At 71.1% G+C, this 26,264-nt stretch carries 23 protein-coding genes; 21 read left to right on the top strand and 2 right to left on the bottom strand.

All coding sequences use genetic code 11. From position 1 onward, the window contains the following. The 9 genes from mltG to nusB all read left to right on the top strand — a co-directional run. Window positions 1-1,271, top strand: a 1,271-nt coding sequence (gene mltG, locus J0P97_RS11135) for an endolytic transglycosylase MltG (protein WP_215487856.1), incomplete at its 5' end; no start/stop codon positions are given. Further along, window positions 1,252-2,127, top strand: a complete 876-nt coding sequence (locus J0P97_RS11130) for a shikimate dehydrogenase (protein WP_215487855.1) — start codon at window positions 1,252-1,254, stop codon at window positions 2,125-2,127. The genes mltG and J0P97_RS11130, both read left to right, overlap by 20 nt. A gap of 4 nt (window positions 2,128-2,131) precedes the next feature. After that, window positions 2,132-3,343 (top strand): chorismate synthase, encoded by a 1,212-nt coding sequence (aroC, locus tag J0P97_RS11125; protein ID WP_215487854.1) that lies wholly within the window; start codon window positions 2,132-2,134, stop codon window positions 3,341-3,343. Beyond that, window positions 3,340-3,876 carry a shikimate kinase gene (locus J0P97_RS11120; protein ID WP_215487853.1) on the top strand — a complete coding sequence of 179 codons (537 nt, stop codon included), beginning with the start codon at window positions 3,340-3,342 and terminating at the stop codon, window positions 3,874-3,876. Before aroC ends, J0P97_RS11120 begins: the two co-directional genes overlap by 4 nt. Then, window positions 3,873-4,958, top strand: a complete 1,086-nt coding sequence (gene aroB, locus J0P97_RS11115; RefSeq protein ID WP_215487852.1) for a 3-dehydroquinate synthase — start codon at window positions 3,873-3,875, stop codon at window positions 4,956-4,958. The genes J0P97_RS11120 and aroB overlap by 4 nt, the downstream gene beginning before the upstream one ends. Before the next feature lie 192 nt (window positions 4,959-5,150). Beyond that, the gene (gene aroQ / locus J0P97_RS11110) at window positions 5,151-5,609 is read left to right on the top strand and encodes a type II 3-dehydroquinate dehydratase (RefSeq protein WP_215487851.1); all 459 of its coding nucleotides are present in this window, start codon (window positions 5,151-5,153) and stop codon (window positions 5,607-5,609) included. Window positions 5,610-5,756: 147 nt separating this feature from the next. Then, complete coding sequence (locus tag J0P97_RS11105) at window positions 5,757-6,260, top strand: hypothetical protein (protein ID WP_215487850.1); 504 nt, start codon at window positions 5,757-5,759, stop codon at window positions 6,258-6,260. A gap of 117 nt (window positions 6,261-6,377) precedes the next feature. Further along, a complete protein-coding gene (gene efp, locus J0P97_RS11100; RefSeq protein ID WP_215487849.1) occupies window positions 6,378-6,938 on the top strand; it encodes an elongation factor P in 561 nt (186 codons plus the stop codon). 18 nt (window positions 6,939-6,956) lie between these two features. Next, the gene (gene nusB / locus J0P97_RS11095) at window positions 6,957-7,367 is read left to right on the top strand and encodes a transcription antitermination factor NusB (RefSeq protein ID WP_215487848.1); all 411 of its coding nucleotides are present in this window, start codon (window positions 6,957-6,959) and stop codon (window positions 7,365-7,367) included. Between the two features lie 45 nt (window positions 7,368-7,412). Here nusB and J0P97_RS11090 read toward each other — a convergent pair whose 3' ends face one another. Then, complete coding sequence (locus tag J0P97_RS11090) at window positions 7,413-8,474, bottom strand: DUF2207 family protein (RefSeq protein ID WP_215487847.1); 1,062 nt, start codon at window positions 8,472-8,474, stop codon at window positions 7,413-7,415. Between the two features lie 32 nt (window positions 8,475-8,506). Here J0P97_RS11090 and J0P97_RS11085 point away from each other — a divergent pair, with 32 nt between their 5' ends. Then, a complete protein-coding gene (locus J0P97_RS11085; RefSeq protein ID WP_246540243.1) occupies window positions 8,507-11,539 on the top strand; it encodes a DEAD/DEAH box helicase in 3,033 nt (1,010 codons plus the stop codon). Between the two features lie 115 nt (window positions 11,540-11,654). Further along, window positions 11,655-13,220 (top strand): Rieske 2Fe-2S domain-containing protein, encoded by a 1,566-nt coding sequence (locus J0P97_RS11080; protein WP_215487845.1) that lies wholly within the window; start codon window positions 11,655-11,657, stop codon window positions 13,218-13,220. A 125-nt stretch (window positions 13,221-13,345) separates the two neighbouring features. Here J0P97_RS11080 and J0P97_RS11075 read toward each other — a convergent pair whose 3' ends face one another. After that, window positions 13,346-14,302, bottom strand: a complete 957-nt coding sequence (locus tag J0P97_RS11075) for an HNH endonuclease signature motif containing protein (protein ID WP_215487844.1) — start codon at window positions 14,300-14,302, stop codon at window positions 13,346-13,348. A 210-nt stretch (window positions 14,303-14,512) separates the two neighbouring features. Here J0P97_RS11075 and J0P97_RS11070 point away from each other — a divergent pair, with 210 nt between their 5' ends. From J0P97_RS11070 to pyrF, 10 genes are all read left to right on the top strand, one after another. Continuing rightward, window positions 14,513-14,914, top strand: coding sequence for a hypothetical protein (locus J0P97_RS11070; RefSeq protein WP_215487843.1), 402 nt, complete (start codon window positions 14,513-14,515; stop codon window positions 14,912-14,914). 121 nt (window positions 14,915-15,035) lie between these two features. Further along, window positions 15,036-15,491, top strand: coding sequence for a DUF4282 domain-containing protein (locus J0P97_RS11065; RefSeq protein ID WP_215487842.1), 456 nt, complete (start codon window positions 15,036-15,038; stop codon window positions 15,489-15,491). 100 nt (window positions 15,492-15,591) lie between these two features. Further along, window positions 15,592-17,337 carry an amidohydrolase gene (locus tag J0P97_RS11060; RefSeq protein WP_215487841.1) on the top strand — a complete coding sequence of 582 codons (1,746 nt, stop codon included), beginning with the start codon at window positions 15,592-15,594 and terminating at the stop codon, window positions 17,335-17,337. Between the two features lie 58 nt (window positions 17,338-17,395). Continuing rightward, window positions 17,396-17,938, top strand: a complete 543-nt coding sequence (gene pyrR, locus J0P97_RS11055; RefSeq protein WP_215487840.1) for a bifunctional pyr operon transcriptional regulator/uracil phosphoribosyltransferase PyrR — start codon at window positions 17,396-17,398, stop codon at window positions 17,936-17,938. Beyond that, entirely contained in the window at window positions 17,935-18,966 is a 1,032-nt protein-coding gene (locus J0P97_RS11050) for an aspartate carbamoyltransferase catalytic subunit (RefSeq protein ID WP_246540242.1), read from the top strand. The genes pyrR and J0P97_RS11050 overlap by 4 nt, the downstream gene beginning before the upstream one ends. Continuing rightward, window positions 18,963-20,300, top strand: coding sequence for a dihydroorotase (locus tag J0P97_RS11045; protein WP_215487839.1), 1,338 nt, complete (start codon window positions 18,963-18,965; stop codon window positions 20,298-20,300). The genes J0P97_RS11050 and J0P97_RS11045 overlap by 4 nt, the downstream gene beginning before the upstream one ends. Beyond that, on the top strand, window positions 20,297-20,857 hold the full coding sequence (locus J0P97_RS11040; protein ID WP_215487838.1) for a PH-like domain-containing protein: 561 nt from the start codon (window positions 20,297-20,299) through the stop codon (window positions 20,855-20,857). The genes J0P97_RS11045 and J0P97_RS11040 overlap by 4 nt, the downstream gene beginning before the upstream one ends. Then, on the top strand, window positions 20,854-22,107 hold the full coding sequence (gene carA, locus J0P97_RS11035; protein ID WP_246540241.1) for a glutamine-hydrolyzing carbamoyl-phosphate synthase small subunit: 1,254 nt from the start codon (window positions 20,854-20,856) through the stop codon (window positions 22,105-22,107). The genes J0P97_RS11040 and carA overlap by 4 nt, the downstream gene beginning before the upstream one ends. Further along, window positions 22,107-25,403 (top strand): carbamoyl-phosphate synthase large subunit, encoded by a 3,297-nt coding sequence (gene carB / locus J0P97_RS11030; protein ID WP_215487837.1) that lies wholly within the window; start codon window positions 22,107-22,109, stop codon window positions 25,401-25,403. Before carA ends, carB begins: the two co-directional genes overlap by 1 nt. Further along, window positions 25,400-26,248 carry an orotidine-5'-phosphate decarboxylase gene (gene pyrF, locus J0P97_RS11025; RefSeq protein ID WP_215487836.1) on the top strand — a complete coding sequence of 283 codons (849 nt, stop codon included), beginning with the start codon at window positions 25,400-25,402 and terminating at the stop codon, window positions 26,246-26,248. The genes carB and pyrF overlap by 4 nt, the downstream gene beginning before the upstream one ends. The last annotated feature ends 16 nt before the right edge of the window (window positions 26,249-26,264 follow it).

Below are 26,264 nucleotides of genomic sequence, written 5' to 3'. Positions count from 1 at the left end.
ACGCGGACGCCCCCGCGGCGGCACCCGCCTCCGCCCCGCGGGCCACGGGTCGTGCGCAGCCTGAGGACGCGGCGCCGGAACCCGCACCCGTCCCGCGTGCGACCAACAGCGTCGAGGCACTGTTCTCCGCGGCTCAGCACGACGGCGAAGAGCGTGCCCGGATCGAGCGCCACCAGCGCGACCGGCGCAAGAGCCGCATCGCCGGGTGGGTGATCTTCGGGGTCGTCCTCGCGATCCTCGGTGGCATCGCCGGCGGGGGCCTGTACGTCTGGAACACCTACGAGGACAAGATCCGCGCCTTCATGGGCTGGGAGGAGCCGAAGGACTACGAGGACGGCATCGCCGAAGGCGACGCGTCTGTCACCATCGTGACGGGCGACACGGGGGCGACGATCTCCACGTCGCTGTACCAGGCCGGCGTGACGAAGACCGACAGCGCCTTCTACGACTACCTCATCAAGACCGCCCAGAACCCCGAGTTCCAGCCCGGCGTGTACACCCTCAAGCAGAAGATGTCCTCGGCCGCCGCCCTGACCCTCCTCAAGGACCCCGCGAGTCGTCGCGAGAACACCGCCCAGCTTCCCGAGGGGCTCACGCTGGAGTCGACCCTGACGCGGGTCTCCGACGGCACCGGCATTCCGCTGGCGGACCTCCAGGCCGCCGTCGCCGATCCGTCGGCGTACGGTGTCGCCGCGTCGTCGTTGGAAGGCTGGCTCTTCCCCGCGACCTACACGTTCGACCCGGGGACGACGCCCCAGCAGGTGATCCAGACCATGGTCGATCGCACCGTGCAGTCCCTCGACACGGCCGGGGTGCCCACAGACCAGCGCGAGCGGATTCTGACGGTCGCGTCGATCATCCAGCGCGAAGCGAGATTCACCGCGGACTTCTACAAGGTCTCGCGCGTCATCGAGAACCGGCTCGCGCCGGAGAACGACGAGACGCACGGCTTCCTCCAGATGGACTCGACCGCGCAGTACGGGTATAACGAGATCAACAAGGGGACCGCCAGTTCGTCCGCCGAGGCACTCGCGGACGACAACCCGTGGAACACGTACCTCCACCCGGGGCTCCCGGTCGGCCCGATCGCCAACCCGGGGGATCTCGCGATCGATGCCGCCATGCATCCGGCCGACGGTCCGTGGCTGTACTTCGTGACGGTCAACCTCGACACCGGCGAGACGGTCTTCACGAACACCTACGCGGAGCACGAGAAGGCCGTCGCGCAGTGGCAGGAGTGGTGCGCCGCCAATGCCAGCGACGACTGCTGACCTGCCGACCGGGACGACCGCGCCGACGGGGACGACCCTGGAGGTCTGGGGCGACCCCATCGCACACAGCCTCTCGCCGCGGATCCACGCGGCCGCGTACGCGCACCTCGGGTGGGACTGGTCCTATGGCCGCAGGCAGGTCGACGCTGCGGGCTTCCGCTCGGCGCTCGACGGCCTCGACGCGAGCTACCGCGGCCTGTCGCTGACCTTCCCGTTGAAGGCGGAGGCGTTCCGGGCGGCGACGGACCTCGACCCTGCGGCGGAGCTGACCGGCGCCGTGAACACCCTCGTCTTCGCCGGCGGTCGGCGCCTCGGTGTCAACACGGACGTCGGCGGGATCGTCGCCGATGTCCGTGCGCAGGGCCTCGACACCCTCGAGGTCGCCCGCATCGTCGGGGCGGGCGCGACCGCCACCTCGGCGCTGGTCGCCCTCGCGCAGCTCGGCGCCCGGGCGGTGGAGGTCGCGGCGCGGCGCCCGGATGCCGCGCAGCCCCTCGCCGCACTGGGGGACCGGCTCGGGGTGGCCGTGTCGGTCGCCCCACTCGAGACGGTGGCCCCGGCATCCGTGCCTCTCACGATCTCGACGCTGCCCGGCGGCGCGGCTCTGCCCGCGGAGGCGGCGGAGCGGCTCGCCACGGGCGGGGGGCTGCTGTACGACGTGGTCTACGGACACTGGCCGACCCCGCTCGCGGATGCCTGGCAGCGGGCGGGCGCGCCGGCCGTCAGCGGCCTGGGGATGCTGCTGCGGCAGGCCGTGCTCCAGATCCGCGCCTTCGCGACGGGCGATGTGGCCGAGCCGCTGCCCGACGAGGAGTCCGTCGTGGCCGTCATGCGCTCCGCGCTCGTGGGAGACTAGACGGATGCTCCGCGTGCTCACGGCCGGCGAATCGCACGGCCCCGAACTCGTCGCCTTCCTGGAGGGACTGCCCGCCGGCGTCCCCATCTCCCGCGCCGCGATCCAGGCGGATCTGGCGCGCCGCAAGCTCGGCTATGGCCGGGGATCGCGGATGAAGTTCGAAGAGGACGAACTGACCATCTCCGCCGGCGTGCGCCACGGCTTCAGCATGGGCAGCCCGATCGCCCTGCGCATCGGGAACACCGAGTGGCCCAAGTGGATCGAGGTCATGAGCGCCGAACCGGTGGAGCTGACCGAGAAGTCGCGAGGCCGCGGCGCCGCCCTGACGCGCCCGCGCCCCGGCCACGCCGACCTCGTCGGCATGCAGAAGTACGGCTTCGACGAGGCCCGCCCGATCCTCGAGCGCGCGAGCGCGCGTGAGACGGCGGCGCGGGTGGCGCTCGGCGCCATCGCCCGCGCCTTCCTCGCCGAGCTCGGCATCCGCCTGGTCAGCCACACCCTCTCGATCGGTCCGGTGCGCGTGCCCGACGGCGCGGCGCTGCCCGTGCCCGATGACGTCGACGCGCTCGACGCCGATCCGCTGCGCTGCTTCGACGCCGCGACGTCGGCCGCGATGGTGGCCGAGGTGGATGCCGCGAAGAAGGACGGCGACACCCTCGGCGGGATCGTCGAGGTGCTCGCCTACGGTGTGCCCCCGGGGCTCGGGTCGCACGTGCAGTGGGACCGGCGCCTGGACGGCAGGCTCGCGCAGGCCCTGATGTCGATCCAGGCGATCAAGGGCGTCGAGGTCGGCGACGGCTTCGAGACGACCCGCCGCCGTGGGTCCGCCGCCCACGACGAGCTGTTCGCGGCATCCGAGGGCATCACGCGCGCCTCCGACCGCGCCGGCGGTACCGAGGGCGGCATGTCCACGGGCACCGTCCTGCGCGTCCGCGCGGGGATGAAGCCGATCGCGACCGTTCCGCATGCCCTGCGCACGATCGACGTGGCCACCGGCGAGGAGGCGACAGCGCACCACCAGCGCTCCGACGTCTGCGCCGTCCCCGCGGCCGGCGTCGTCGCCGAGGCGATGGTCGCGGTCATCCTGGCCGAGGCGGTGCTGGAGAAGTTCGGCGGCGACGCCGTCGCGGAGACCCGTCGCAACCTCGAGGGATACCTCGCCGCCATCCCGGACACGCTCCGTACGTCGCCCGACAGCGACGACGCGCTCGGATGACGTCATCGATCGTCCTCGTCGGCCCGATGGGCGCGGGCAAGACGAGCGTCGGACGACGCGTCGCTCGGGCCCTCGGGCGACCCTTCGCCGACACGGACAAGGTCGTCGTGCGTGATCACGGGCCCATTCCGCGGCTGTTCGCCGAGCACGGTGAAGAGCATTTCCGCGCCCTCGAGCGCGCCGCCGTCGCCGAGGCGCTCAGCGCGGGCGGCGTCGTCGCGCTCGGCGGAGGGGCGGTCCTCGACCCGCAGACGCGCGCCGCGATCGCCGACCACCGCGTCGTCCTGCTGACCGTGTCGGACCAGGTGGTCGCCGGACGGATCGGCGGCGCCGGCCGCCCGCTCCTCGGTGGCGATGACGCCGGTGCGGAAGGCCCGATCGGACGGTGGACCCGCATCTACGACGAGCGCCGCCCGATCTACGAAGAGGTGGCCCACGTCACCTTCGACACCTCCTCCGGCCCCCTGATCGATGTCGTCACCCGCATCGTGGAGTGGGTGCGCGAGAACGAGACCCCCCAGGAGAGCGCATGACCGACACGACCGTCATCAGCGTCGCGGGCGATGCCCCCTACGACATCACGATCGGCCGCGGCATCCTCCCGCTCGTCGAAGGCGCTCTGCCGGACGCGGTGCGAAAGGTGCTGATCGTCCACCCGCCGACGCTCTCCGCCCAGGCCAGCGCGCTGCGCGAGCTCCTCCAGAGCTCCGGCCGGCGTCAGGTGCTGCTCGCCGAGATCCCGGATGCCGAGACCGGCAAGCGCGTCGAGGTCGCGGCATTCTGCTGGCAGGTCATGGGGCAGGCCGACTTCACGCGCACCGACGCGGTCGTCGGCTTCGGCGGGGGAGCGGTGACCGATCTCGCGGGCTTCGTCGCGGCGACGTGGCTGCGCGGAGTCGCCGTGGTGCAGGTGCCGACGACGGTGCTCGGCATGGTGGATGCCGCGGTCGGCGGCAAGACCGGCATCAACACCGCCGAGGGCAAGAACCTCGTGGGCGCGTTCTGGCCGCCGGTCGCGGTGATCTGCGACCTCGAGATGCTCGACACGCTGAGCCGAAATGAGCGCGTCGCGGGTTTCGCCGAGGTCGTGAAGGCGGGCTTCATCTGGTATCCGGAGATCCTCGACCTGATCGAGGCGGATCCCGAGGCGGCCGTCGACCCGGCATCCCCCGCCTTCCGGCGCTGCATCGAGCTCGCCATCGAGATGAAGGCGCGCGTCGTCGGCGAGGACCTGCGCGAGGCAGGGTTGCGCGAAGTGCTCAACTACGGCCACACCCTCGGCCACGCGATCGAGCACGCCGAGCGCTACCAGTGGCGCCACGGCGCGGCGATCTCGGTCGGCATGATGTTCGCGGCCGAGCTGTCGCGGCTCGCGGGGCGGCTGTCGGATGCCGCGGCGCAGCGTCACCGCGACATCCTCGAGCTGCTGGGCCTGCCGACGACGTATCGCGCGGGGGCGTTCCCCCAGTTGCTCTCCTCGATGCAGCGGGACAAGAAGACCCGCGGGTCGATGCTCCGCTTCATCGTCCTCGATGACATCGCCAAGCCGACCGTGCTGCAGGCGCCCGACGAGTCGCTGCTCTTCGCCGCGTACCAGGAGATCGCGGCGTCCTGACCTCTGGTCAGCCCGTCGTCCCACCCCGGCCACCCCTCGTCCCACTCCGAGTGAGGCATGTCCCTGAAACGGTCGGTTCTCACTGCGGGAAACAGCCGTAAAGGGGACACGCCGCCGCCCCGCCGCGGAGCGGGGGCAAGGGGGTTCCGGATGGTTGAGGGGAGCGGGGGAGCGAGGGCATAGGGTGTTCGCGTGACCGCGTCCCACCGCCTCCTCCTCGTCAACGGCCCGAATCTGAACCTCCTCGGCATCCGGGAGCCGGCGATCTACGGGCACGAGACGCTCGCCGACGTCGAACGCCTCGTCACCGACACCGCGGCCGAGCGCGGCGTCGAGGTCCGAGCGATCCAGAGCAATCATGAGGGCGTGCTGATCGACGCGATCCATGCGGCGCGAGAGGACTGCGCCGGGATCGTCATCAACCCGGGCGGGCTGACCCACACCTCGATCGTGCTGCGGGACGCGCTGTCCGGCGTCGCGCTGCCCGTCGCGGAGGTGCACATCTCCGACGTCCGAGCGCGCGAGGAGTTCCGGCACCACTCCTACGTCGCCGACATCGCCGTCGTGCACGTCATCGGTGAGGGAGTGGCGGGCTACGCGAGGGCGACCCGCCTGCTCCTGGACGTCATCGCGGGTGCCGCCGAAGGCTGAGCGGCTTGCACGCGGCGATCGTCGCCGCAAGGGGGAGTGGCCGCGGATGCCGCCGGCGTAGCATCGCGATGTCGCCCCGAGCGGCGCCATCCGACGCCCCGCGACGAGTCGGACGGGCCCGCGGCCGCGGGCGTGAGAGGAGCGATCATGCGCAGAAGGATCGCCCTCTGGGGCGTGCTGCTCGCCGCCGGATTGAGTCTTGCGGGGTGTGCGGGAGGGGGCGCTTCGGACGGCACGGCGACGGAGGCCGCGCCCCCGTCGGTCACCTCCCCGTCTCCGACACACGCGACGGCGTCCTCGACACCGACCTCCTCAGCGACACCGTCGGCATCGGCGACGCCGGCGCTCTCGCAGATCGGGGGCACGTGGTGCCGCGCGGATGACCCGGGCACCTGCATGACGGTCGGCACCGGCGGGGCGCCGATCGCCTCGGCGCCGGACGAGATGGGCGTCACGCCCTGCCTGGCGGTGATCGTGGGAGACGATGGAGGGGCGCGCGGAATCTACTGTCCTGCCGGCGCCCGGTCGGGCGCTCCGCTGACCACGACGTCGGACGACGCCCGCTACGACCGCCTCTTCACCTCGCAGGCGCCGCCGAACGAGCAGACGTGGTACCGCGAAGCGGACGTCCAGGCGGCCACACAGGGGTGATCCGTCGCCGCGCGCGACCGTCGGCGGGCCCCCCCTACCGGCGGGACGCCCGGCATCCCGTAGAATCGGATGTCGGCCGTTCGGTCGCTTCTCACACGAAACGGAAACTCCACACTCATGGCATCGACCGCAGACATCAAGAACGGCGTCGTCCTCAACATCGACGGACAGCTCTGGAGCGTCGTGGAGTTCCAGCACGTCAAGCCCGGCAAGGGTGGCGCGTTCGTCCGCACGAAGCTGAAGAACGTCATGACCGGCAAGGTCGTCGATCGCACGTTCAACGCGGGCGCCAAGGTCGAGCTCGAGAGCGTCGACCGCCGCGACTTCACCTACCTGTACAACGACGGCGACAGCTTCGTGTTCATGGACGTCGACAACTACGACCAGCTCTCCGTGGGCGCCGCCACCGTCGGCGATGCCGCGAACTTCCTGCTCGAGAACCAGCAGGTGCAGATCGCGCTGAACAACGAGAACCCCCTCTACGTCGAGATGCCCGCGTCCGTCGTGCTGGAGATCACCTACACCGAGCCGGGCCTGCAGGGCGACCGCTCGTCGGCCGGCACCAAGCCTGCGACGGTGGAGACCGGCTACGAGATCCAGGTGCCGCTGTTCGTCGAGCAGGGCACGAAGGTCAAGGTCGACACCCGCACGGGCGACTACCTCGGCCGCGTCAACTGATTCCCGGGGCCTGAAGCGATGAGCGCTCGGTCCAAGGCGCGCAAGCGCGCCCTCGACATCCTCTTCCAGTCCGACGTCCGCGGCGACGACCTCGCCGTCACGCTCGCCGCCGAGGCGAAGCGCGCCGCCAGCGAACCGGCGCGCGAGGCCTCCTGGCTCTACGCGCGCGAGGTCGTCGACGGCGTGATCGACAACCACGAGGCGATCGACGAGCAGATCGTGACGCATGCGCGCGATTGGAAGCTCGAGCGGATGCCGGCCGTCGACCGCGCCATCCTCCGCATCGGCGTCTGGGAGATCCTCTTCAACGACGAGGTCCCGACGGCCGTCGCGATCGACGAGGCGGTGGAACTCGCGAAAGAGTTCTCCACCGACGACTCGGGTTCGTTCGTCCACGGCGTGCTCGCCCGCATCGACCGCGCCGGCTGATCCCTCGGCATCCGCGCCGTGAGGAGCGGGATCGGAGGAACGCGCTCAGTTGAGGGCGTCGAACACCCCTCCGACAACCTCCAGCGCGTCGCCGCCGGAGGAGACGAGGTCGGCGACGGCGAAGCCGATATCGGCGAGATCGCCCAACGCCTCGGCGACCAGCAGGAGGTCGGAGGCGTGGGACAGGGTCTCCTCGATCAGGCGCCCGTCCACGTTCTGATAGGCGATCTTCAGGTGGGCGAGCCAGCGCCGCTCGATCCCGAAGATGACCGCGTACGGCAGCAGCTTCTCGTCGAGGACGTATGCCGCGAGCGCGCCATCGGCATCGGCTGCCGCCCCGGCGGCGATCGGCGCTGACAGCGCGCCCTCCGGCGACTGCAGGAAGCGGATCCGGTCGGCCTCGGCGAGGACCATGTACTGACGCAGCCCGTCGAGGTGGCGTCGTCGCCGATCGCCGTCGAGTGTCGGTCGCCGTCGTTCGCCGGGAGGGAGGAGCCAGAGCGCCGCCACGGCGAGGGCCACGGCGGACGCGCACAGCGCTCCGGGCAGCCACACCCCGGCGACGAGGAGGATCGCGGCCGCGGGGACGACGATCAGCAGCAGGATGCCGCACGCGACGCGCAGGACGAGGCGCGCGGGAACGCCGTCCGGGCGGAGGAGACCGCGACGTCTCAGCACCGCCGCGCGACGGTCGACGAAGGCGCGCACGCGCCGGCCCACCGCGCGCCGGTCCTTGGAGAACCGGCGCACCCTGCCCTGAGGATGTCCAGGGCCGAAGAGGGTCTCCAGGAGCTCCGTGTCCTCCTCGGTGAACTCCGCACCCTCCACCACCTCCACGCCGACCGCGGCTCGGCCGCGCGCGGTCGTCTCGGCGACGAGTCGCACCTTCCGCGAGGTGGCCAGATGCAGGAGGCCCGCGGCGACCGCGCGCCGATCCCGGCCCGCGAGGATGGCGTCGCCGACCGGGCCGGCCGCCCGCTTCGGGGGCTGCACGGGGGAGTACTCGGCGGTGAGCGAGCGGGGGAGGGCGAGTGCCCGGCGCCGTGCGATCGACGCACAGACGAACAGGACGAGCGCGATGAGGGCGAACGCGATCGCGAGGGGCATCCGCTCAGTGTAAGACGGGCAGGATGGATGTCATGGACTCCTGGCGCTCGGTGCTGCTGCCACCCGCAGCGGATGCCGGGGACACCCTCGCGCTGGGCGTCGAGCTCCGCCGTCGCGAGTCGGCGGCCACGGCCCACTGGGGGCCGCGCCGCGTCCGCGCGGCCACCGCGGAGGACCTCGGCGACCGCGATGCCGATCTCCTGGTGGGCCTGAGGCCGCTCGCACGCGGAGAGTCCTCGCGCGGGGATCCCTGGGGCCGGGACGGCGGCGCGTGGGTCCGCGGCGGGGTCTCGTGGGACCGGCTGCGGCGCGGGGCGGGGGCGGTCGCCGCGCGCCAGCGGGCGTGGTTCGTGGACCTGTACGGCCTCGCCCACGATGCGCGGCTGCTCGCGGCGCTCCGGGACGACTCGGAGTGGGTCACGCTCGACACCGTGACGTCGCCTCTCCTCTGGCCGCACCTCGCGTCCGCCCAGGCCCTCGGCATCCCGATCGTCTCCGCGGCGAAGGCGCAGCGCGTGCTGCTCGCATCCGATGCGGCGACGACCGTGCGGGTGGCGCCGGCGCGCGGCGGCGCGGTGACGGTGACCGCCGAGGTGCTGCTCTCCGGCGGCACCCTCGATCCGCGCAGCATCCACCCCGTCGGCGAGGCGGGTTTCTACGCGGCCGTCGCGGAGCGCCGCGGCATCTCGCTGACCCTCGCTCCCGCGGACCTGGGTGAGGGGTTCCGAGCGCTCCTCGCCGCGGAAGGAGGGCTCCGCGTCCCGGCGGCGGACGTGCCGGCCTTCGCCCGGGAGGCACTGCCGCGCCTGCGCCGGGAGAGCGCCGTCGCGACCGACGGGGGCCTCCGCCTGCCCGAGCCCGACCCCACGATCCTCGTCGTCACGGTGGCCTTCGAAGAGGACGACGTCCTCGACTATCGGCTCGAATGGCTGCGCGAGGGCATCGACCGGGACCCGTGGGCGGAGATTCGTCCGGACGACGTCGTCGAGGAGGAGCTGCGCGCGGCAGTCGACGCCGCGTGGAGGCTCGCACCGGAGGTCGACTTCGCCGCCGAAGCGCGCCTGGAGGGGGTGGATGCCGCGGAGTTCGTCGCGCGCATCCTTCCCGCCCTCGAGGAGAGCGACCTCGTCCGTGTGGAGACCCGCGGGCGGCGCCCCGCCTACCGCGAGCTGCTCGGCGACCCGCGCATCACCGTCTCGACCGTCGAGAGCCCGGACCCGGACTGGTTCGACCTGGGTGTCATCGTCGAGATCGACGGGCGGCGCATCCCCTTCAAGCCCCTGTTCACCGCGCTCGCTCAGCACCGCAAGAAGCTCCTGCTCGTCGACGGCAGCTACTTCTCCCTCGCGCACCCGGCGCTCGATCGCCTCCGTGATCTCCTCGAAGAGGCCGCAGAGATCGCCGAGTGGGAGACGGGGCCTCGTATCGGCCGGTACCACTTGCCGCTGTGGGAGGACTTCGAAGACCTCGCCGACGAGGCGGTTCCCGCCATCGCCTGGCGCGAGGCGGCGCGGGCGCTCCGCGAAGGAGGGGCTCCGACGCGGGTGCCGCTTCCGGCGGGGGTCGACGCGGAGCTCCGCCCCTACCAGCGCGAGGGCCTCGACCGGCTTGCGCTGTGGTGGCGGCATCGCCTCGGCGGCGTACTCGCGGATGACATGGGGCTCGGCAAGACGCTCCAGGTGCTGGCCTTCCTCGCCCACGTGCGCGCGGAGGGGGAGCGTCGCCCGTTCCTCGTCGTCGCTCCGACGTCGGTGATGGATGCCTGGAGGTCCGAAGCCGCACGGTTCACGCCCGGCCTCCGGGTGCACGTGCAGGGCGCGACCCTCGGGAAGACGAGAACGCGGCTCGCCGACCTCGACGCCGACATCGTGGTGACCTCCTACGGACTGCTCCGCCTGGACGAGGATGCCTACGCGGCGGCATCCTGGGCGGTGGTCGTGCTCGATGAGGCGCAGTTCGTGAAGAACGCGGCGACCCGTCAGCACCGCGCGGCGGCGCGGGTGCGTGCCGATATGGTGCTCGCTGTCACCGGAACGCCGTTGGAGAACTCGCTCACCGAGCTGTGGGCGATCCTTTCGCTCACCTGCCCGGGGCTCTTCCCTTCGCCGCGCCGCTTCCGCGAGGAGTACGTCGGGCCGATCGAGCGCGGGAAGGTCCCCGAGAACGCGGAGGGATCCGGCTATCGCGATGCCCGCCTCGCCCGGCTGCGCGCCCGGCTGCGGCCGTTCGTCCTGCGTCGGACGAAGGAGGTCGTCGCGCCCGAGCTCCCCGCGCGTCAGGAGCAGGAGTTGCGCGTGGAGCTGGGCGCCGCGCATCGGGCGATCTACGACGCGGTCCTCCAGCGCGAGCGCCGGAAGGTGCTCGGGTTGCTGGAGGATCTCGATCGGAACCGCTTCATCGTGTTCCGCTCGCTCACTCTCCTTCGTCGTCTGGCGCTGTCGCCGCTGCTGGTGGATGCCGCCCCGGCGACCCCGTCCGCGTCCCGAGGCCCGGGGGACGGCGGGGAGGGCGGTGACGGCGAACGTGGCAGTGCGCGGGCGCCGCGCGGCATCCGCTCGGCAAAGCTCGACGCCCTGCGCGAGCGCCTGCACGAACTCATCGCCGAGGGTCACCGCGCTCTCGTGTTCAGCCAGTTCACCTCGTTCCTCGACCTCGTGCGCGCCGACCTCGATGCGCACGGGATCGCGCACCAGGACCTCGACGGTGCCACGCGGCGGCGTGATCAGGTGGTACAGGCCTTCCGCGAGGGGGATGCGCCCGTCTTCCTCATCAGTCTCAAGGCGGGCGGATTCGGGCTGACCCTCACCGAAGCCGACTACGTCTTCCTCCTCGACCCGTGGTGGAACCCGGCGGCCGAGGCGCAGGCCGTGGACCGGACGCACCGGATCGGGCAGACGAACCCCGTCACGGTGTACCGCCTCATCGCCAACGGGACGATCGAGGAGAAGGTGCTCGCGCTCCAGCAGCGCAAGGCGCGCCTGTTCCGCTCGGTCATCGACGGCGATGACGGTCTGCTCGCGCGCGAACTCACCGCCGACGACATCCGGACCCTGCTCGAGCCCTGAACGGCAGGACGAGAACGGCGGCCGGCGGCGCCGCGGCGCTATTCCCGGCCAGCCGACAGGCTCCGCGCTCCGCCCCCGCGTAGACTCGTCGTCGCTCGTCCCCAGGAGGTCATCAATGCGCATCACAGGTCTCGGTCACGCAGGCATGTTCATCGAAACGGCCGGTGGATCGATCCTCTGCGACCCGGTCAAGGGGCCGAGCTTCTTCGGCTCGTGGTTCCCGTTCCCCGACAATCGGGGCCTCGACTGGGAGCGTTTCGGTCAGGCCGACTTCCTGTACATCTCGCACCGGCACCGCGATCACTTCGACCCGGCGCTGCTCGAGCGCTACGTCCCGAAGGACATCCAGGTGCTGCTCCCGGCGTACCCGACGGACGACCTCGAGAACGATATCCGCGCGCTCGGATACGAGAACATCGTCTACACGCAGCCCGGCGAGACGCTCGAGTACCCGGGCGGGCTGAAGATCATGGTCACGCCGCTGCGCGCGCCGAGCGACGGACCGATCGGCGACTCGTCCCTGTCCGTCGACGACGGCACCGCGTCGATCCTCAACCAGAACGACTCGCATCCGCTCGACCTGGAGAGGCTGCTGTCGTTCTCGAAGCCCGACGCCTACTTCACCCAGGTGTCCGGCGCGATCTGGTGGCCGATGGTCTACGACCTGCCGCAGGAGGCGAAGCAGAACTTCGCGCAGCTCAAGCGCGACGCGCAGAACAAGCGTGCGATGTACTACATCGAGAAGGTCGACGCCGAGCACGTCTTCCCGATGGCGGGGCCGCCGATGTTCCTGCGCGAAGAGCTCTTCCGCTTCAACGGGTACGGCACGGAGAACGACTCGATCTTCACCGACCAGCGCCAGTTCCTCGCGCACATGCGCGCCGAGCGCCCCGCGCAGAACGGCTATGAGTTCGTCCCGGGCACGCAGGTGGACCTCGATGGCGGCGCCCTCACGGTCACCCAGACGCTGTACACGGCCGAGGAGATCGACCGCATCTTCGACGAGAAGTGGGACTACCTGGCATCCCAGCGCGACGCGCGCCAGGACGAGGTCGCCGCGGAGGTCGCGCGCCGCGCCCCGATCCTCCCTCCGCAGGAGATGCTCACCGCGATCAAGGAGTGGTGGGAGCCCCTCCTGCGCCGCGCGCGGACGATCCGGATGGGTGTCGGCGGCAACGTCCGCTTCCGCATCGGCGAGCTCGACATGGTCGTCGACTTCCCCAAGGCGAAGGTCCGCGAGTACGCGGGGGAGGAGTGCATCTACTGGTACACGATTCCTGCCGACCTCGTCTCCACGAACATCGCCGACGGTGAGATCGACTGGTCGAACTCGATCTTCCTGTCCATGCAGTTCGAGGTGGGACGCTCGGGCAAGTTCAACGAGTTCCTGACCACCTTCCTGAAGTGCCTGTCGCGCGACCGGATCGAATACGTCGAGAACTGGTACGCGGAGCAGTCCGACCAGACCGAGGATGCCGAGATCGACGGCTGGACCGTGCAGCGCCGCTGCCCGCACCTGCGCGCCGACCTCACCAAGACCGGCAAGATCGAGGACGGCGTGCTCACCTGCGCGCTTCACGACTGGAAGTGGGACCTGGCGTCGGGGCAGTGCATCACGACGCCGGGACACCCGATCCGCGCGTCGCGGATCGTCGAGACCGCGTCCTCCGCCGCCTCCTGACCCGCCCCCTCGGTCCCCGAGCTCGTCGAGGGGTCGTCCCGGCCCCTCGCCCGGTCGCCGAGCTCGTCGAGGGGTCGTCCCGGCCGTCGCCGGTCCCCGAGCCTGTCGAGGGGTCGCCCCACCGCTCAGGTCTTCAGTAACCGCTTCCTGAGTCGCACCGGCGAGGTGGTGACGGCCCGCCATCGGTGATCGATACCGAACCATGGGGGTGCCTTGATCTCTGGGACACCCGCGTTCATCCGGAGCTGCCAGCCGATCCGATCGAGGAATCGATGGTGGTACCAGCAGAGCAGCACGCCGTTGTCCGTGTGGGTCGTGCCCCCTCTGGCGTGCTCGGCTACGTGGTGGATCTCGCACCAGCCCGCGGGGACGCCGCAGCCGGGGATCACACATCCGCCGTCACGGAGCGCGATCGCGCGACGCTGGTGCCGGTGGAAGACGCGCTCTTCCGTGCCGATCGCGACGATCCGTCCGTCGGGACGTGTGGAAATCCGCTGAATCACGCCACCACACGCGATGTGGCGGGCGACGCCGATGCTCACGGGCTGCTCATCGCCCTGCAGATGCGCGTACCCGCGGCCGGAGACGAGGTCCTCGGCGTCGACGGATACGACGAGCGTCGGCGCGTGCCCGCCGATCGTCGGCAGAAGACCGCTGGATGCCGCGACGGCGAGCGCCGCAGCGAGGGCATCGTGCTGCTTCTGCGGCCGGGTGCGCTCATCGCGGGGATACGGGGCCGGGCCGTCACCGCCCGAAGCATCCGCGCACGGGTCGTCGAACACGACGGCGGGGGCGAGGTGGGCGTCGAAGATCGTCTGCAGCTGCGCCGCCACCTCCGGCAACAGCGTGCCCCGCACTGCCCGCGCCGCGCGCTGCAGCCGCGCCGCGGACCGGCCGTCGTTCCGGGTCAGTGTCTGGAGCAGTTCGCCGACATCACGGCATCCGAGGTGCGAGGTCATCCGCTCATCGCGGACAGGATTCTCCGACCGCCGCAGGATCTCGCCGGTCGCCTCGACGAGGAGAGCCTCGATGAGACGCTGGATGCCTCCGATCGCGCCGAGCTGCTGCGCGAGCTCGCTCACTGAGGCGCGTCGCAGAGAGCGGGTCGACAGGCATCCGGCCAGCACCCCGGCGACCTGCGCGTGCAGATCGTCAAGCGGGTGCGTGAGGAGGTCCGTACCCCTCTTCTGCCGAGGCGGTCCGACACTCCAACGCGCAAGATAGACCTGATCAAGATCTGTAATTCGCCCGCCCTGCGCCCGCCCCGCACGCAACCGGATAAGGTGCACGCCATGAGGATCACCTCGCTGGATGTCGTCGACGTGTTCGTCTACGTCGTCATCCTGAACCTGGCCGTCCAGTTCGTGCCGGGCGTGATCTCCGAGAGCTTCGCGACGTCGCTGCTGACGGCGATCGTGCTGAAGCTCGTCCTCGAGGGCGTCCTGCGCCTGAAGAAGGCGGTGCTCTCGCGGCTGCGCGCAGCCTCGGGCCCGCTGCGGCGGGCGACGTCGCTCGTGATGCTCGTGCTTCTTCTGCCGGGAAGCAAGTTCGTCGTCCTGTGGCTCGAAGACCTCCTCTTCGGCGACGCCGTCAGCCTCGGCGGGTTCTGGTCGGTCACGCTGCTCTTGGTGACGCTGACCGTCTCGCGTGCCCTCGTCCGACGTCTCCTCGGCGCCCGCGACCCCGCCCTCTGAGTCCGGTCGGGCGACACTCCGACTCCCGGGGTCACACGGCCCCGTGGTCTGCCTGCCCGCCGCTATCGTGAGCCGCAGAACACCGGGGCATCCGCGCCGGCGTCGTCGCGAAGGAGTCGTCATGAGTGATCAGAACCCCCCGCCCATTCCCCCTCAGCCCGGATCCGGGTCCGGGCCTGCGGGACCCCCGACGCCGCCGCCGACACCCGGTCAGAACGAGTGGGAGAACGTCGCGAGCGGTGCGGCGCAGTCCTTCGGCAACACGATCTCGGGAGTGAGCACGCCCGGCTTCTTCGCGGGTCTGTTCGACTACAGCTTCTCCAAGTTCATCACCACGAAGGTCCTCGGCGTGCTCTACGGCCTCGTGACGGTGCTGATCGTGATCGGCTACATCATCGCGGTGATCTCCTCGTTCGCCGCGAGCGTCTGGCTCGGGCTCGTGGTGCTGATCCTCGGCCCGCTGATCGCCCTCGTCTACCTGATCTTCGCCCGCATCACGCTCGAGTTCTACGCGGCCGCGATCCGGACGGCGAGCAACACCACGACCCTCGTGGACCAGGGCGGACTCCGACGCTGATCCGATCCGCGTGGTCCGTGGCCGGTCGCCCTCGCCCTGCGCGCGGGGGCGACCGGCCACCCCGCTGGCGCCTCCGGCGGCAACCGGCCAGACTGGCCGGATGAGAGGCGCGGACAAGATCGTGACGTCAGCGGCGATCATCACGATGGACGATGACGCCCCGCGGGCGGAGGCGGTCGCTGTCGACACCCGGAGCGGGATGATCGTCCAGGTGGGGACCCGATCCGAGCTCGTGGCCGCGCATCCGGGCGCGGAGGCCGTCGATCTCGGCACGGCGGTCGTCGTCCCAGGATTCATCGACGCGCACAGTCATCCGCTGTTCAGCGGGATGGTCTGCATGCCGCCGACCCATTGGATCGCCCCCTACGTCGGCTACGGCAGCTACGACGAGGTGGCGGCGCTGTTCCGCACTCTCGACGCGCAGACGCCGGCGGGCAAGGCCCTCGTCTTCAACGGGCTCGACCGCATCCTCCAGTCCGCCCCGGAGATCGGGCGGGATGAGCTGGACCTGTTCTTCCCGTCGCGGCCCGTGCTCGTCCTCGACAACTCGGGCCACGAGGCCTACTTCAATACGGCGCACATCACGGCGCTCGGCTGGGACGGTGCCGAGCCGCCGGTCGACCCCACCGGAGGGCGCTACGGGCGCCGCGCGGACGGACGGTCCGACGGTCGTGCCTACGAGATGCCCGCGGTGATGGCGGTCGCTCTGCCGATGATCGCCGCCGCCGGGCTGGACCCCCTCGCCGGAGCGGCCAAGTGGTACCGCCTGATGGCCGAGAACGGCATCACGGCGACGACCGACCACACGTTCACGAGCGCCCTGCTGCCCCTCGTCGTGGCCCTCGGCGCGCACCACGACACGCCGCTGCGGCTCTCGCTGTACCACATGTCCACCGACAAGCGGGCGCTGCACGCGCTCCCGGGTCTCGTGCACTCGGACATGGTGCGGAAGGTCGGCATCAAGATCTGGGCCGACGGGTCGCCGTGGGTGGGGAACATCGCCTCGACGTATCCGTACGCCGACACCGAGACGGTCCGCGCAGCCGGCATCCCGATCGGTCCCTCGCGGGAGGCCGCGATGAACTACACACCCGCTGAGCTCGACGCGCTTCTGGAGCGGTTCGCGGGCACCGAGTGGCAGTTCTCGATCCATGTGAACGGCGACTATGCGCTGGATCGCGTGCTCGACGCCTACGAACGCGCCCTGGATGCCCGCTCGCTCCGCGGCACAGATCATCTCTGGCGCGTGGAGCATGTCGGCGGTGCCCGCGCGGATCAGTTCGCGCGCGCCGCTCGGCTCGGCATCGCGGTGTCCATGGCCCCGTTCCAATTCCTCTACTGGGGCGACGTCCTGGACGGAGAGCTGTTCCCCCACGAGATCGGCTCCCAGTGGCAGCGCTTCTCGGACGCGATCACGGCGGGTGCCTCGGTGAGCTTCCACAACGACGGATCGGTGAGCCCGCCCGTGCCGCTCCGCAACATCCAGGCCGCCGTGACCCGGCGCACCTCCTCGGGGCAGGAGCACGGACCGGAGCAGCGCATGAGCGTGGAGGACGCCCTGCGTGCGCACACCCGCGTCGCGGCCGCGCACATCCGCCGGCCCGACCTCGGCGTCATCGCCGCGGGCAGGCGCGCCGACTTCACCGTCCTCTCCGCCGACCCGACCGCCGTCGACCCGTTGCGCCTCACGGAGGACGTCACCGTCGTCGAGACGTGGCGCGACGGACGTCGCATCGACCTGGATGCCTTCGACGCGCAGGTCGCACGGCTCGATCGTCGCACCCATGTGCTCGAAGAGGTCGCCGTCGCGCTCCTCGGCACGATGGCCTCGCACAGGTCACGCTAGAATGGTCGTCATCAGCAACCTTTAACCCCGTCCCGTGAGGCGGAGAAGGGAGCAGCGCATGGTCTCGCCCGATTCGGTTCGGACCGTCATGCACGCCGCCGACATCGCCCGTGCCCTCACTCGGGTCTCCCACGAGATCCTGGAGTCCAACAAGGGCGCGGACGGACTCGTCCTCCTGGGCATCCCCACCCGCGGCGTCACCCTCGCCGAGCGCATCGGCGCGCTCCTGGCCGAGATCGCCGGGGCCTCCGTCCCCGTCGGGGCGCTGGATGTCACCATGTACCGCGACGATCTGCACCGCAACCCCACCCGGACGCCGCGACCGACGTCGATCCCGGCCGGGGGCATCGACGGCAAGACGGTCGTCCTGGTCGACGACGTGCTCTTCTCCGGCCGCTCGATCCGCGCCGCCCTGGACGCGCTCGGCGACATCGGCCGTCCCGCTGCGGTGCGCCTCGCGATCCTCGTCGACCGCGGCCACCGCGAACTGCCCATCCGTCCCGACTTCGTCGGCAAGAACCTGCCGAGCGCGCGCAGCGAGCGGGTCAACGTGCACCTCGCCGAGAACGACGGCATCGAGGAGGTGACGATCGCGTCATGAGGCATCTGCTCGACACCCGGACGCTCGGACGCGCGGAGGCGCTCCGCATCCTCGACGTCGCCGAGGACATGCGCGACACGCAGTCCCGGGAGATCAGGAAGCTCCCGACGCTCCGCGGCAAGACGATCGTGAACCTCTTCTTCGAGGACTCCACGCGCACGCGCATCTCCTTCGAGGCCGCGGCGAAGCGGCTCTCGGCCGACGTCATCAACTTCTCCGCGAAGGGCTCGTCGGTCAGCAAGGGGGAGTCGCTCCAGGACACCGCGCAGACGCTCCAGGCGATGGGGGCGGATGCCGTCGTCATCCGCCACGGCGCCTCCGGTGCGCCGCACACGCTCGCGACGAGCGGCTGGATCACCGCCGGCGTCGTCAACGCGGGCGACGGCACGCATGAGCACCCCACGCAGGCGCTGCTGGATGCCTTCACGATCCGCAAGCGCGCGTTCGGGCACGCCAGCCGTGGGCGCGATCTCTCCGGCATCCGCGTGACGATCGTCGGCGACATCCTGCACTCGCGCGTCGCCCGCTCGAACGTCTGGCTCCTCACGACGCTCGGCGCCGAGGTCACCCTCGTCGCCCCGCCCACCTTGGTCCCGCAGGACGTGTCGGCGTGGCCGACCTCGATCCGCTACGACCTCGACGAGGCGATCGCGGCGCGCCCCGACGCGATCATGATGCTGCGCATCCAGCTCGAGCGCATGAACGCCGCCTATTTCCCGACCGAGCGGGAGTACGCCCGTCGCTGGGGCCTCGACCCGGCACGCCTGAACGCGCTGCCGGAAGGTAGCATCGTCATGCACCCCGGGCCCATGAACCGAGGGCTGGAGATCTCCGCCGACGCCGCCGATTCCCCGCGGTCGACCGTGCTCGAACAGGTGGCGAACGGCGTCTCGGTGCGGATGGCGGCCCTCTACCTGCTGCTGGCCGGGGAGCGCGACGACCGGGACGACCAGGGCAGAGATGATCAGGGCGCCGCCGACGCGGCGGATGCACCGGGCCGGCCCGCACGAGAGGAGAGCGCACGATGACCCTTGGACAAGCGCAGGGATCGGAGTTCCTCATTCGCGGAGCGAGCATCGAGGGCGGGGATGCCGCGGACCTGGTGATCTCCGGCGGTGTCATCGTCGAGGTCGGCACGGGACTCAGCCGCGCCGGCGCGACCGTCGTCGACGCGGACGGCCTGATCGCGCTGCCGGGACTGGTCGACCTGCACACCCACCTGCGCGAGCCGGGGTCCGAGGCTGCCGAGACGATCCTCACCGGATCGCGCGCCGCGGCCGCGGGCGGCTTCACGACGGTGTTCGCGATGCCGAACACCTCGCCCGTCGCCGACACCGCGGGCGTCGTCGAGCAGGAGCTCGCGCTCGGCGAGGCGGCGGGCTATGTCCACGTGCAGCCGATCGGCGCCGTCACGGTCGGGCAGAAGGGCGAGCGTCTCGCCGAGCTCGGCGCCATGGCCTCCTCTCGCGCCCGCGTGCGCGTCTTCAGCGACGACGGCTCCTGCGTCTTCGACCCGCTCATCATGCGCCGCGCGCTCGAGTACGTGAAGGCGTTCGATGGCGTCGTGGCCCAGCACGCGCAGGACCCGCGTCTGACCGAGGGCGCCCAGATGAACGAGGGCACGGTGTCGGCCGAGCTCGGCCTCGCCGGCTGGCCTGCCGTCGCCGAGGAATCGATCATCGCCCGGGATGTGCTCCTCGCCGAGCACGTCGGGTCGCGGCTGCACGTCTGCCACCTCTCCACGGCGGGCTCCGTCGACATCATCCGGTGGGCGAAGAAGCGCGGCGTGAACGTCACGGCCGAGGTCACCCCGCACCACCTGCTGCTCACGGAGGAGCTGGTGCGCGGCTACGACGCGCGGTACAAGGTGAACCCGCCGCTCCGCCGCGATGAGGACGTCAAGGCCGTCCGCGAGGGCCTCGCCGACGGCACGATCGACATCGTCGCCACAGACCACGCCCCCCACCCCGACGAGAACAAGACGTGCGAGTGGCAGGCGGCGGCCCACGGCATGGTCGGGCTCGAGTCCGCCCTCCGGGTAGTCCACGCCGCGATGGTCGAGCCCGGCCTGCTCGACTGGGAGGGCGTCGCACGGGTCATGTCCCTCACGCCCGCCCGGATCGGCCGACTCGAGAACGCCGGCACCCGCCTCGTATCCGGGGCTCCGGCCTCGCTGACCCTGTACGACCCGTCCGCCGCGCGACCCTTCACGCGGGACGACCTGCGGGGTCGGAGCGTGAATTCGCCCTACCTCGGCCGCGAGCTGCCGGGCGAGGTCCGCTGGACCTTCTTCCGCGGCGCCGTCACCGTCTCGGACGGCGTCCTGACTCCCGAGATGGCCCCCGTGGGAGGCCGCGCATGAGTCGTGAGGGAGCGCTGCTGGTCATCATCGGCGTCGTCGTCGTCCTCATCGGCCTGGGCGTCCTCGCGTGGCGCCGTCGCACCCGCCGCGACGCCGAGTACGCCGCGCCACTGGGCGGCATCCCATCGGGGGCGCGGTCCCTTTCGGCAGCGTCCGGGTTCTACGTGGCCACGACGCGCCACGACGAGCCGCTCGAACGCCTGGCGATCTCGGGCCTCGCCTTCCGCGCCCGCGTCGATGTCACCGTGACCGACCGGGGCGTGGGCCTCGACCTCGCCGGGTCGGATCCGATCTTCCTCCCGGCCGCCCGCCTCGTGTCCGTCGACCTCGCACGCGTCGCGATCGACCGCGTCGTCGAGCCCGGCGGCCTCGTGCGCCTCACCTGGCGCGCCGATCGCAGCGCGGGGGAGACCGCGCTCGTCGACAGCTATCTCCGACCCCAGGATGCCTCGGCACGGGCCCTCGCCGACGCGATCGGCGCGACCCTGACGCCCCCCACCGAGGCATCCGGCCCCACGACCTCACCGACCGCCAGCCCGACGGGAACCGACGCATGACCCGCACCACCTCCTTCTCGACCGACCCCGCCGTCCTCGTCCTCGAGGACGGATCGCGCCACCCCGGCCGCGCCTACGGCGCGCGAGGAACGACGCTCGGCGAGGTCGTCTTCTCCACCGGGATGACCGGCTACCAGGAGACGCTGACCGACCCCTCCTACGCGGGGCAGATCGTCCTCCAGACGGCGCCGCACATCGGCAACACCGGAATGAACGGCGAAGACCCCGAGTCGCGCCGCATCTGGGTCGCCGGATACATCGTGCGCGACCCCTCGCGCGTCGTCTCGAACTGGCGCGCCGACGAGTCGCTCGACGACGCGCTCGTGCGCGACGGCATCGTCGGCATCTCGGGCGTCGACACGCGCGCGATCACGCGCGTGCTCCGCTCGGCGGGCTCGATGCGCGGCGGGGTCTTCTCCGGCGACGCCGCGGCCCTGGATGCCGAGGAGCAGCTGCGCATCGTCCGCGACGCGCCGGCGATGTCGGGGCAGAACCTGTCCGCGGCGGTCTCGGTGACCGAGGTCGAGATCACGCCTGCAGCCGATGGCGTCGAGCGCCTGGGCACGCTCGCCGTGCTCGACCTGGGCGTCAAGCGCGCCACCGTCCTGAACCTCGCCGCCCGCGGGTTCGACGTGCACGTGCTCCCGCAGTCGGTGACGATCGAGGAGGTCCGCGCGATCGATCCGGTCGCGGTGTTCTACTCGAACGGTCCGGGCGACCCGGCGGCATCCGATGACCACGTCGCCCTCCTGCGCGCCGTGCTGGATGACCGGACCCCGTTCTTCGGCATCTGCTTCGGCAACCAGCTGCTCGGCCGCGCCCTCGGATTCGGCACGTACAAGCTGCCCTTCGGTCACCGCGGCATCAACCAGCCGGTGCGCGACAAGCAGACCGGCCGCGTCGAGATCACGGCGCAGAACCACGGGTTCGCCGTCGACGCCCCCCTCGAGGGCGAAGTGGAAAGCCCGAACGGCTACGGCCGCGTCGAGGTGAGCCACATCGGCCTGAACGACAACGTCGTCGAGGGGCTCCGCGCCCTGGACCTGCCCGCGTTCAGCGTGCAGTACCACCCCGAGGCCGCCGCCGGGCCGCACGATGCCAACTACCTCTTCGACCGCTTCGCCGACATGGTGCGCGCGAATTCCCGGCAGCGTGTCCCAGAAGTGGGTGCTTCTGGGGGCCCGGAGCAACCGGAAGTGGGACAATCTGCGCCCGAAGTGGGACACGACGAGCTGAAGGACAAGAACTGATGCCCAAGCGCGACGACATCCACAGCGTCCTCGTCATCGGCTCCGGCCCGATCGTCATCGGCCAGGCCTGCGAGTTCGACTACTCCGGCACCCAGGCGTGCCGCGTGCTCCGCGAGGAGGGGGTCCGGGTCATCCTCGTCAACTCCAACCCCGCGACGATCATGACCGATCCGGACTTCGCCGATGCGACCTACATCGAGCCGATCACCCCCGAGGTGATCGAGACGATCATCGCGAAGGAGAAGCCGGACGCCATCCTGCCGACCCTCGGCGGCCAGACGGCTCTGAACGCCGCGGTGGCGCTGCACGAGCAGGGGATCCTCGAGAAGTACGACGTCGAGCTCATCGGCGCCAAGGTGGACGCCATCCGCAAGGGCGAGGACCGCCAGATCTTCAAGCAGCTCGTGCTGGATGCCGGGGCCGACGTCGCCCGCTCGGTGATCGCCCACACGATGGACGACCTGCTGGCCGGGGCCGACGAGCTCGGCTACCCGCTCGTCGTCCGCCCGTCCTTCACGATGGGCGGGCTCGGCTCGGGCTTCGCCTACGACGAGGACGACCTCCGTCGCATCGGCGGCGCGGGCCTGCGCGACTCTCCCACGACCGAGGTGCTCCTGGAGGAGTCGATCCTCGGATGGAAGGAGTACGAGCTCGAGCTCATGCGCGACACGGCCGACAACACGGTGGTCGTCTGCTCGATCGAGAACGTCGATCCGGTCGGCGTGCACACGGGCGACTCGATCACCGTCGCACCGGCGCTCACCCTCACCGACCGGGAGTACCAGAAGCTCCGCGACATCGGCATCGACATCATCCGCGCGGTGGGCGTCGACACCGGCGGCTGCAACATCCAGTTCGCCGTGGACCCCGCGACCGGGCGCATCATCGTCATCGAGATGAACCCGCGCGTCTCGCGCTCGTCGGCGCTCGCGTCCAAGGCGACCGGCTTCCCGATCGCGAAGCTCGCCGCGAAGCTCGCGATCGGCTACCGCCTCGACGAGGTGCCCAACGACATCACGAAGGCGACGCCGGCGAGCTTCGAGCCGACCCTCGACTATGTCGTCGTCAAGGTGCCGCGCTTCAACTTCGAGAAGTTCCCGAACGCCGACACGACGCTGACGACGACCATGAAGTCGGTCGGCGAGGCGATGGCGATCGGGCGCAACTACACGACGGCGCTCCAGAAGGCGCTCCGCTCGCTGGAGAAGCGCGGGTCGAGCTTCCACTGGGGCGACGAGACGCGCTCGGTCGACGAGCTGCTCGAGATCGCGAAGAAGCCGACCGACGGCCGGATCGTCGTGCTGCAGCAGGCCATGCGGTTCGGGGCGACCGTCGAGCAGGCGTTCGAGGCGACCGCGATCGACCCCTGGTTCCTCGACCAGATGGCGCTCATCAACGAGGTCGCCGCATTCGTCGCGGACGCGCCGGAGCTGGATGCGCAGACCCTGCGCATCGCGAAGGAGCACGGCTTCAGCGACGCGCAGCTCGCCCAGTTGCGCGGCGTCTCCGAGGCGGAGATCCGCGGCATCCGCCACGGTCTCGGCATCCGCCCCGTCTACAAGACGGTCGACACGTGCGCGGGGGAGTTCCCCGCGCTGACCCCGTACCACTACTCGAGCTACGACCACGAGACCGAGGTCACCCCGTCGGAGCGCACGAAGGTCGTCATCATCGGATCGGGCCCGAACCGCATCGGGCAGGGCGTCGAGTTCGACTACTCCTGCGTGCACGCGTCGTTCGCCCTGTCGGACGCCGGGTACGAGACGGTCATGGTCAACTGCAACCCCGAGACGGTCTCGACCGACTACGACACCTCCGACCGGCTCTACTTCGAGCCCCTCACCCTCGAGGACGTCCTCGAGGTGCTGCACGCGGAGGCGCAGTCCGGCACGATCCTCGGCGTCGTGTGCCAGCTGGGCGGTCAGACCCCGCTCGGTCTCGCGAAGGGCATCGAGGATGCCGGCTACACGATCCTCGGCACCTCTCCCGCCGCGATCGACATCGCCGAGGAGCGCGAGCTGTTCTCGCAGCTGCTCGACCGCGCCGGGCTCATCGCCCCGCGCCACGGCACCGCCACCGACGAGGCGGGCGCGATCGTCATCGCCGAGGAGATCGGCTACCCCGTCCTCGTGCGCCCGAGCTTCGTGCTCGGCGGGCGCGGGATGGAGATCGTCTACGACACCGAGAGCCTGCGGGACTACTTCGTGCGGACCGCCGGCGAGGTGATCATCGAGGAGGGCAAGCCGCTCCTGGTCGACCGCTTCCTCGACGACGCGGTCGAGCTCGACGTCGACGCGCTCTACGACGGGAACGAGCTCTACATCGGCGGCGTCATGGAGCACCTGGAGGAGGCCGGCATCCACTCGGGCGACTCCTCCTGCACGCTCCCGCCGATCTCTCTCGGCCGCACCGAGATCGACCGCGTGCGCTCGGCGACCCTCGCCATCGCCGAGGGCGTCGGCGTCCGGGGTCTCCTCAACGTCCAGTTCGCGGTCTCGGCCGGTGTGCTCTACGTCATCGAAGCGAACCCCCGCGCGTCGCGGACCGTGCCGTTCGTGTCGAAGGCCCTCGGCATCCCGCTCGCGAAGGCCGCGAGCCGGATCATGGCGGGCGCCACGATCGCGGAGCTGAAGGACGAGGGCCTGTTGCCCGCGCAGGACGGCTCGCGGGTGCCGCTGGATTCGCCCGTCGCCGTGAAGGAAGCCGTGCTGCCGTTCAAGCGGTTCCGCACCGCGGACGGGCACACCGTCGACTCGGTCCTCGGCCCCGAGATGCGCTCGACCGGCGAGGTCATGGGCATCGACCGCGACTTCCCGACCGCGTTCGCGAAGAGCCAGGCCGGCGCCTACGGCGGGCTCCCGACATCCGGCACGGTGTTCCTCTCGGTCGCCGACGACGACAAGCGCGCCGTCATCCTGCCGGCCCACCGCCTGCAGGAACTCGGGTTCCGGCTCCTCGCGACCGAGGGCACGGCCGAGATCCTCGCGCGCAACGGCATCCGGGTCGACATCGTGAACAAGTACTCGGCGACGCAGGAGACCGGGGAGCGCAACGTCGTGGACCTCATCAACGCCGGCGAGATCGACATGGTCGTGAACACCCCGTCGGGGGGCATCGCGCGCGCCGACGGGTACGAGATCCGCGCCGCGGCGGTCGCCGCAGACAAGGCGCTCTTCACCACCATGGCCGTCCTGGGTGCGGCCGTCAGCGCGCTGCCGGTCCTCCGCGAGGGCTTCGCGGTGAGGAGCCTCCAGGAGTACGCGGCGGATCGGGCCGCGGCTCTGGTCGGCACATGAGCGGCTTCGGGCAGCGCCTGCGCCAGGCGATCGATGCCTTCGGCCCCTTGTGCGTCGGCATCGACCCGCATGAGGCCCTGCTGCGCGCGTGGGGGCTGGATGCCTCCGCCGCCGGCGCCCGCGAGTTCGGTCTGCGCACCGTCGAGGCGGCGGCCGGCCGGGTGGGCATCGTGAAGCCGCAGGTCGCCTTCTTCGAGCGCTACGGGTCCGCCGGGTTCGCCGCTCTCGAGGACGTGCTGGCGGCCGGCCGCTCGGCCGGGCTCGTCGTCATCGCGGACGCGAAGCGCGGTGACATCGGGACGACGATGGACGGGTACGCCGCCGCCTGGCTCGAGCCCGGGTCGCCGCTCGAGAGCGACGCCGTCACGCTCAGCCCGTACCTCGGCACGGATTCGCTGCACGGTGCGCTCACGACGGCGCTCCAGCACGACAAGGGCGCGTTCGTGCTCGCCGCGACGAGCAATCCGGAAGCCGCGCTCCTGCAGCAGGCCCGCGTCGACGACGAGGAGAGCGTCGCCGAGCGCGTCGCCCACGATGTCGCGGCGCGGAACATCGGCGCGCCCGGATCCCTCGGACCGATCGGGCTCGTCGTCGGGGCGACCGTCGAGCGCCGGGCCTTCGGCCTCACGGACATCGTGCTCGCCGGCACCCCGATCCTCGCTCCCGGCTTCGGGGCGCAGGGGGCTGAGCCCGAGGACCTTTCCCGGCTCTTCGGCTACGTCGCCTCGCAGGTGGTCGCGAGCGAGAGCCGCAGCATCCTCGCAGCGGGCGCCGCCGGCCCCGAGGCCCTCGCCGCCCGCATCGACGAGCGCGCGGCCCTGTATCGGAGCCCGGCCGCGCGCTGAGCCCCCACCCTCCGGC

The sequence above is a fragment of the Microbacterium flavum genome, assembly GCF_018717645.1.
Taxonomy (GTDB): domain Bacteria; phylum Actinomycetota; class Actinomycetes; order Actinomycetales; family Microbacteriaceae; genus Microbacterium; species Microbacterium flavum.
The sequence above is the reverse complement of the archived record's forward strand: the minus strand, read 5'-3'. Positions and strand labels throughout refer to the sequence as shown.

What these genes read in the sequence shown, in the direction of transcription:
- aroC (WP_215487854.1), top strand. Translation starts at nt 2,132, where the DNA reads ATGCTCCGCGTGCTCACGGCCGGCGAATCGCACGGCCCCGAACTCGTC.
- J0P97_RS11105 (WP_215487850.1), top strand. Translation starts at nt 5,757, where the DNA reads ATGCGCAGAAGGATCGCCCTCTGGGGCGTGCTGCTCGCCGCCGGATTG.
- efp (WP_215487849.1), top strand. Translation starts at nt 6,378, where the DNA reads ATGGCATCGACCGCAGACATCAAGAACGGCGTCGTCCTCAACATCGAC.
- carA (WP_246540241.1), top strand. Translation starts at nt 20,854, where the DNA reads ATGACCCGCACCACCTCCTTCTCGACCGACCCCGCCGTCCTCGTCCTC.
- J0P97_RS11120 (WP_215487853.1), top strand. Translation starts at nt 3,340, where the DNA reads ATGACGTCATCGATCGTCCTCGTCGGCCCGATGGGCGCGGGCAAGACG.
- J0P97_RS11080 (WP_215487845.1), top strand. Translation starts at nt 11,655, where the DNA reads ATGCGCATCACAGGTCTCGGTCACGCAGGCATGTTCATCGAAACGGCC.
- J0P97_RS11060 (WP_215487841.1), top strand. Translation starts at nt 15,592, where the DNA reads ATGAGAGGCGCGGACAAGATCGTGACGTCAGCGGCGATCATCACGATG.
- aroB (WP_215487852.1), top strand. Translation starts at nt 3,873, where the DNA reads ATGACCGACACGACCGTCATCAGCGTCGCGGGCGATGCCCCCTACGAC.
- carB (WP_215487837.1), top strand. Translation starts at nt 22,107, where the DNA reads ATGCCCAAGCGCGACGACATCCACAGCGTCCTCGTCATCGGCTCCGGC.
- J0P97_RS11065 (WP_215487842.1), top strand. Translation starts at nt 15,036, where the DNA reads ATGAGTGATCAGAACCCCCCGCCCATTCCCCCTCAGCCCGGATCCGGG.
- J0P97_RS11050 (WP_246540242.1), top strand. Translation starts at nt 17,935, where the DNA reads ATGAGGCATCTGCTCGACACCCGGACGCTCGGACGCGCGGAGGCGCTC.
- J0P97_RS11085 (WP_246540243.1), top strand. Translation starts at nt 8,507, where the DNA reads ATGGACTCCTGGCGCTCGGTGCTGCTGCCACCCGCAGCGGATGCCGGG.
- J0P97_RS11070 (WP_215487843.1), top strand. Translation starts at nt 14,513, where the DNA reads ATGAGGATCACCTCGCTGGATGTCGTCGACGTGTTCGTCTACGTCGTC.
- J0P97_RS11130 (WP_215487855.1), top strand. Translation starts at nt 1,252, where the DNA reads ATGCCAGCGACGACTGCTGACCTGCCGACCGGGACGACCGCGCCGACG.
- pyrR (WP_215487840.1), top strand. Translation starts at nt 17,396, where the DNA reads ATGGTCTCGCCCGATTCGGTTCGGACCGTCATGCACGCCGCCGACATC.
- nusB (WP_215487848.1), top strand. Translation starts at nt 6,957, where the DNA reads ATGAGCGCTCGGTCCAAGGCGCGCAAGCGCGCCCTCGACATCCTCTTC.
- J0P97_RS11040 (WP_215487838.1), top strand. Translation starts at nt 20,297, where the DNA reads ATGAGTCGTGAGGGAGCGCTGCTGGTCATCATCGGCGTCGTCGTCGTC.
- pyrF (WP_215487836.1), top strand. Translation starts at nt 25,400, where the DNA reads ATGAGCGGCTTCGGGCAGCGCCTGCGCCAGGCGATCGATGCCTTCGGC.
- J0P97_RS11045 (WP_215487839.1), top strand. Translation starts at nt 18,963, where the DNA reads ATGACCCTTGGACAAGCGCAGGGATCGGAGTTCCTCATTCGCGGAGCG.
- J0P97_RS11090 (WP_215487847.1), bottom strand. Translation starts at nt 8,474, where the DNA reads ATGCCCCTCGCGATCGCGTTCGCCCTCATCGCGCTCGTCCTGTTCGTC.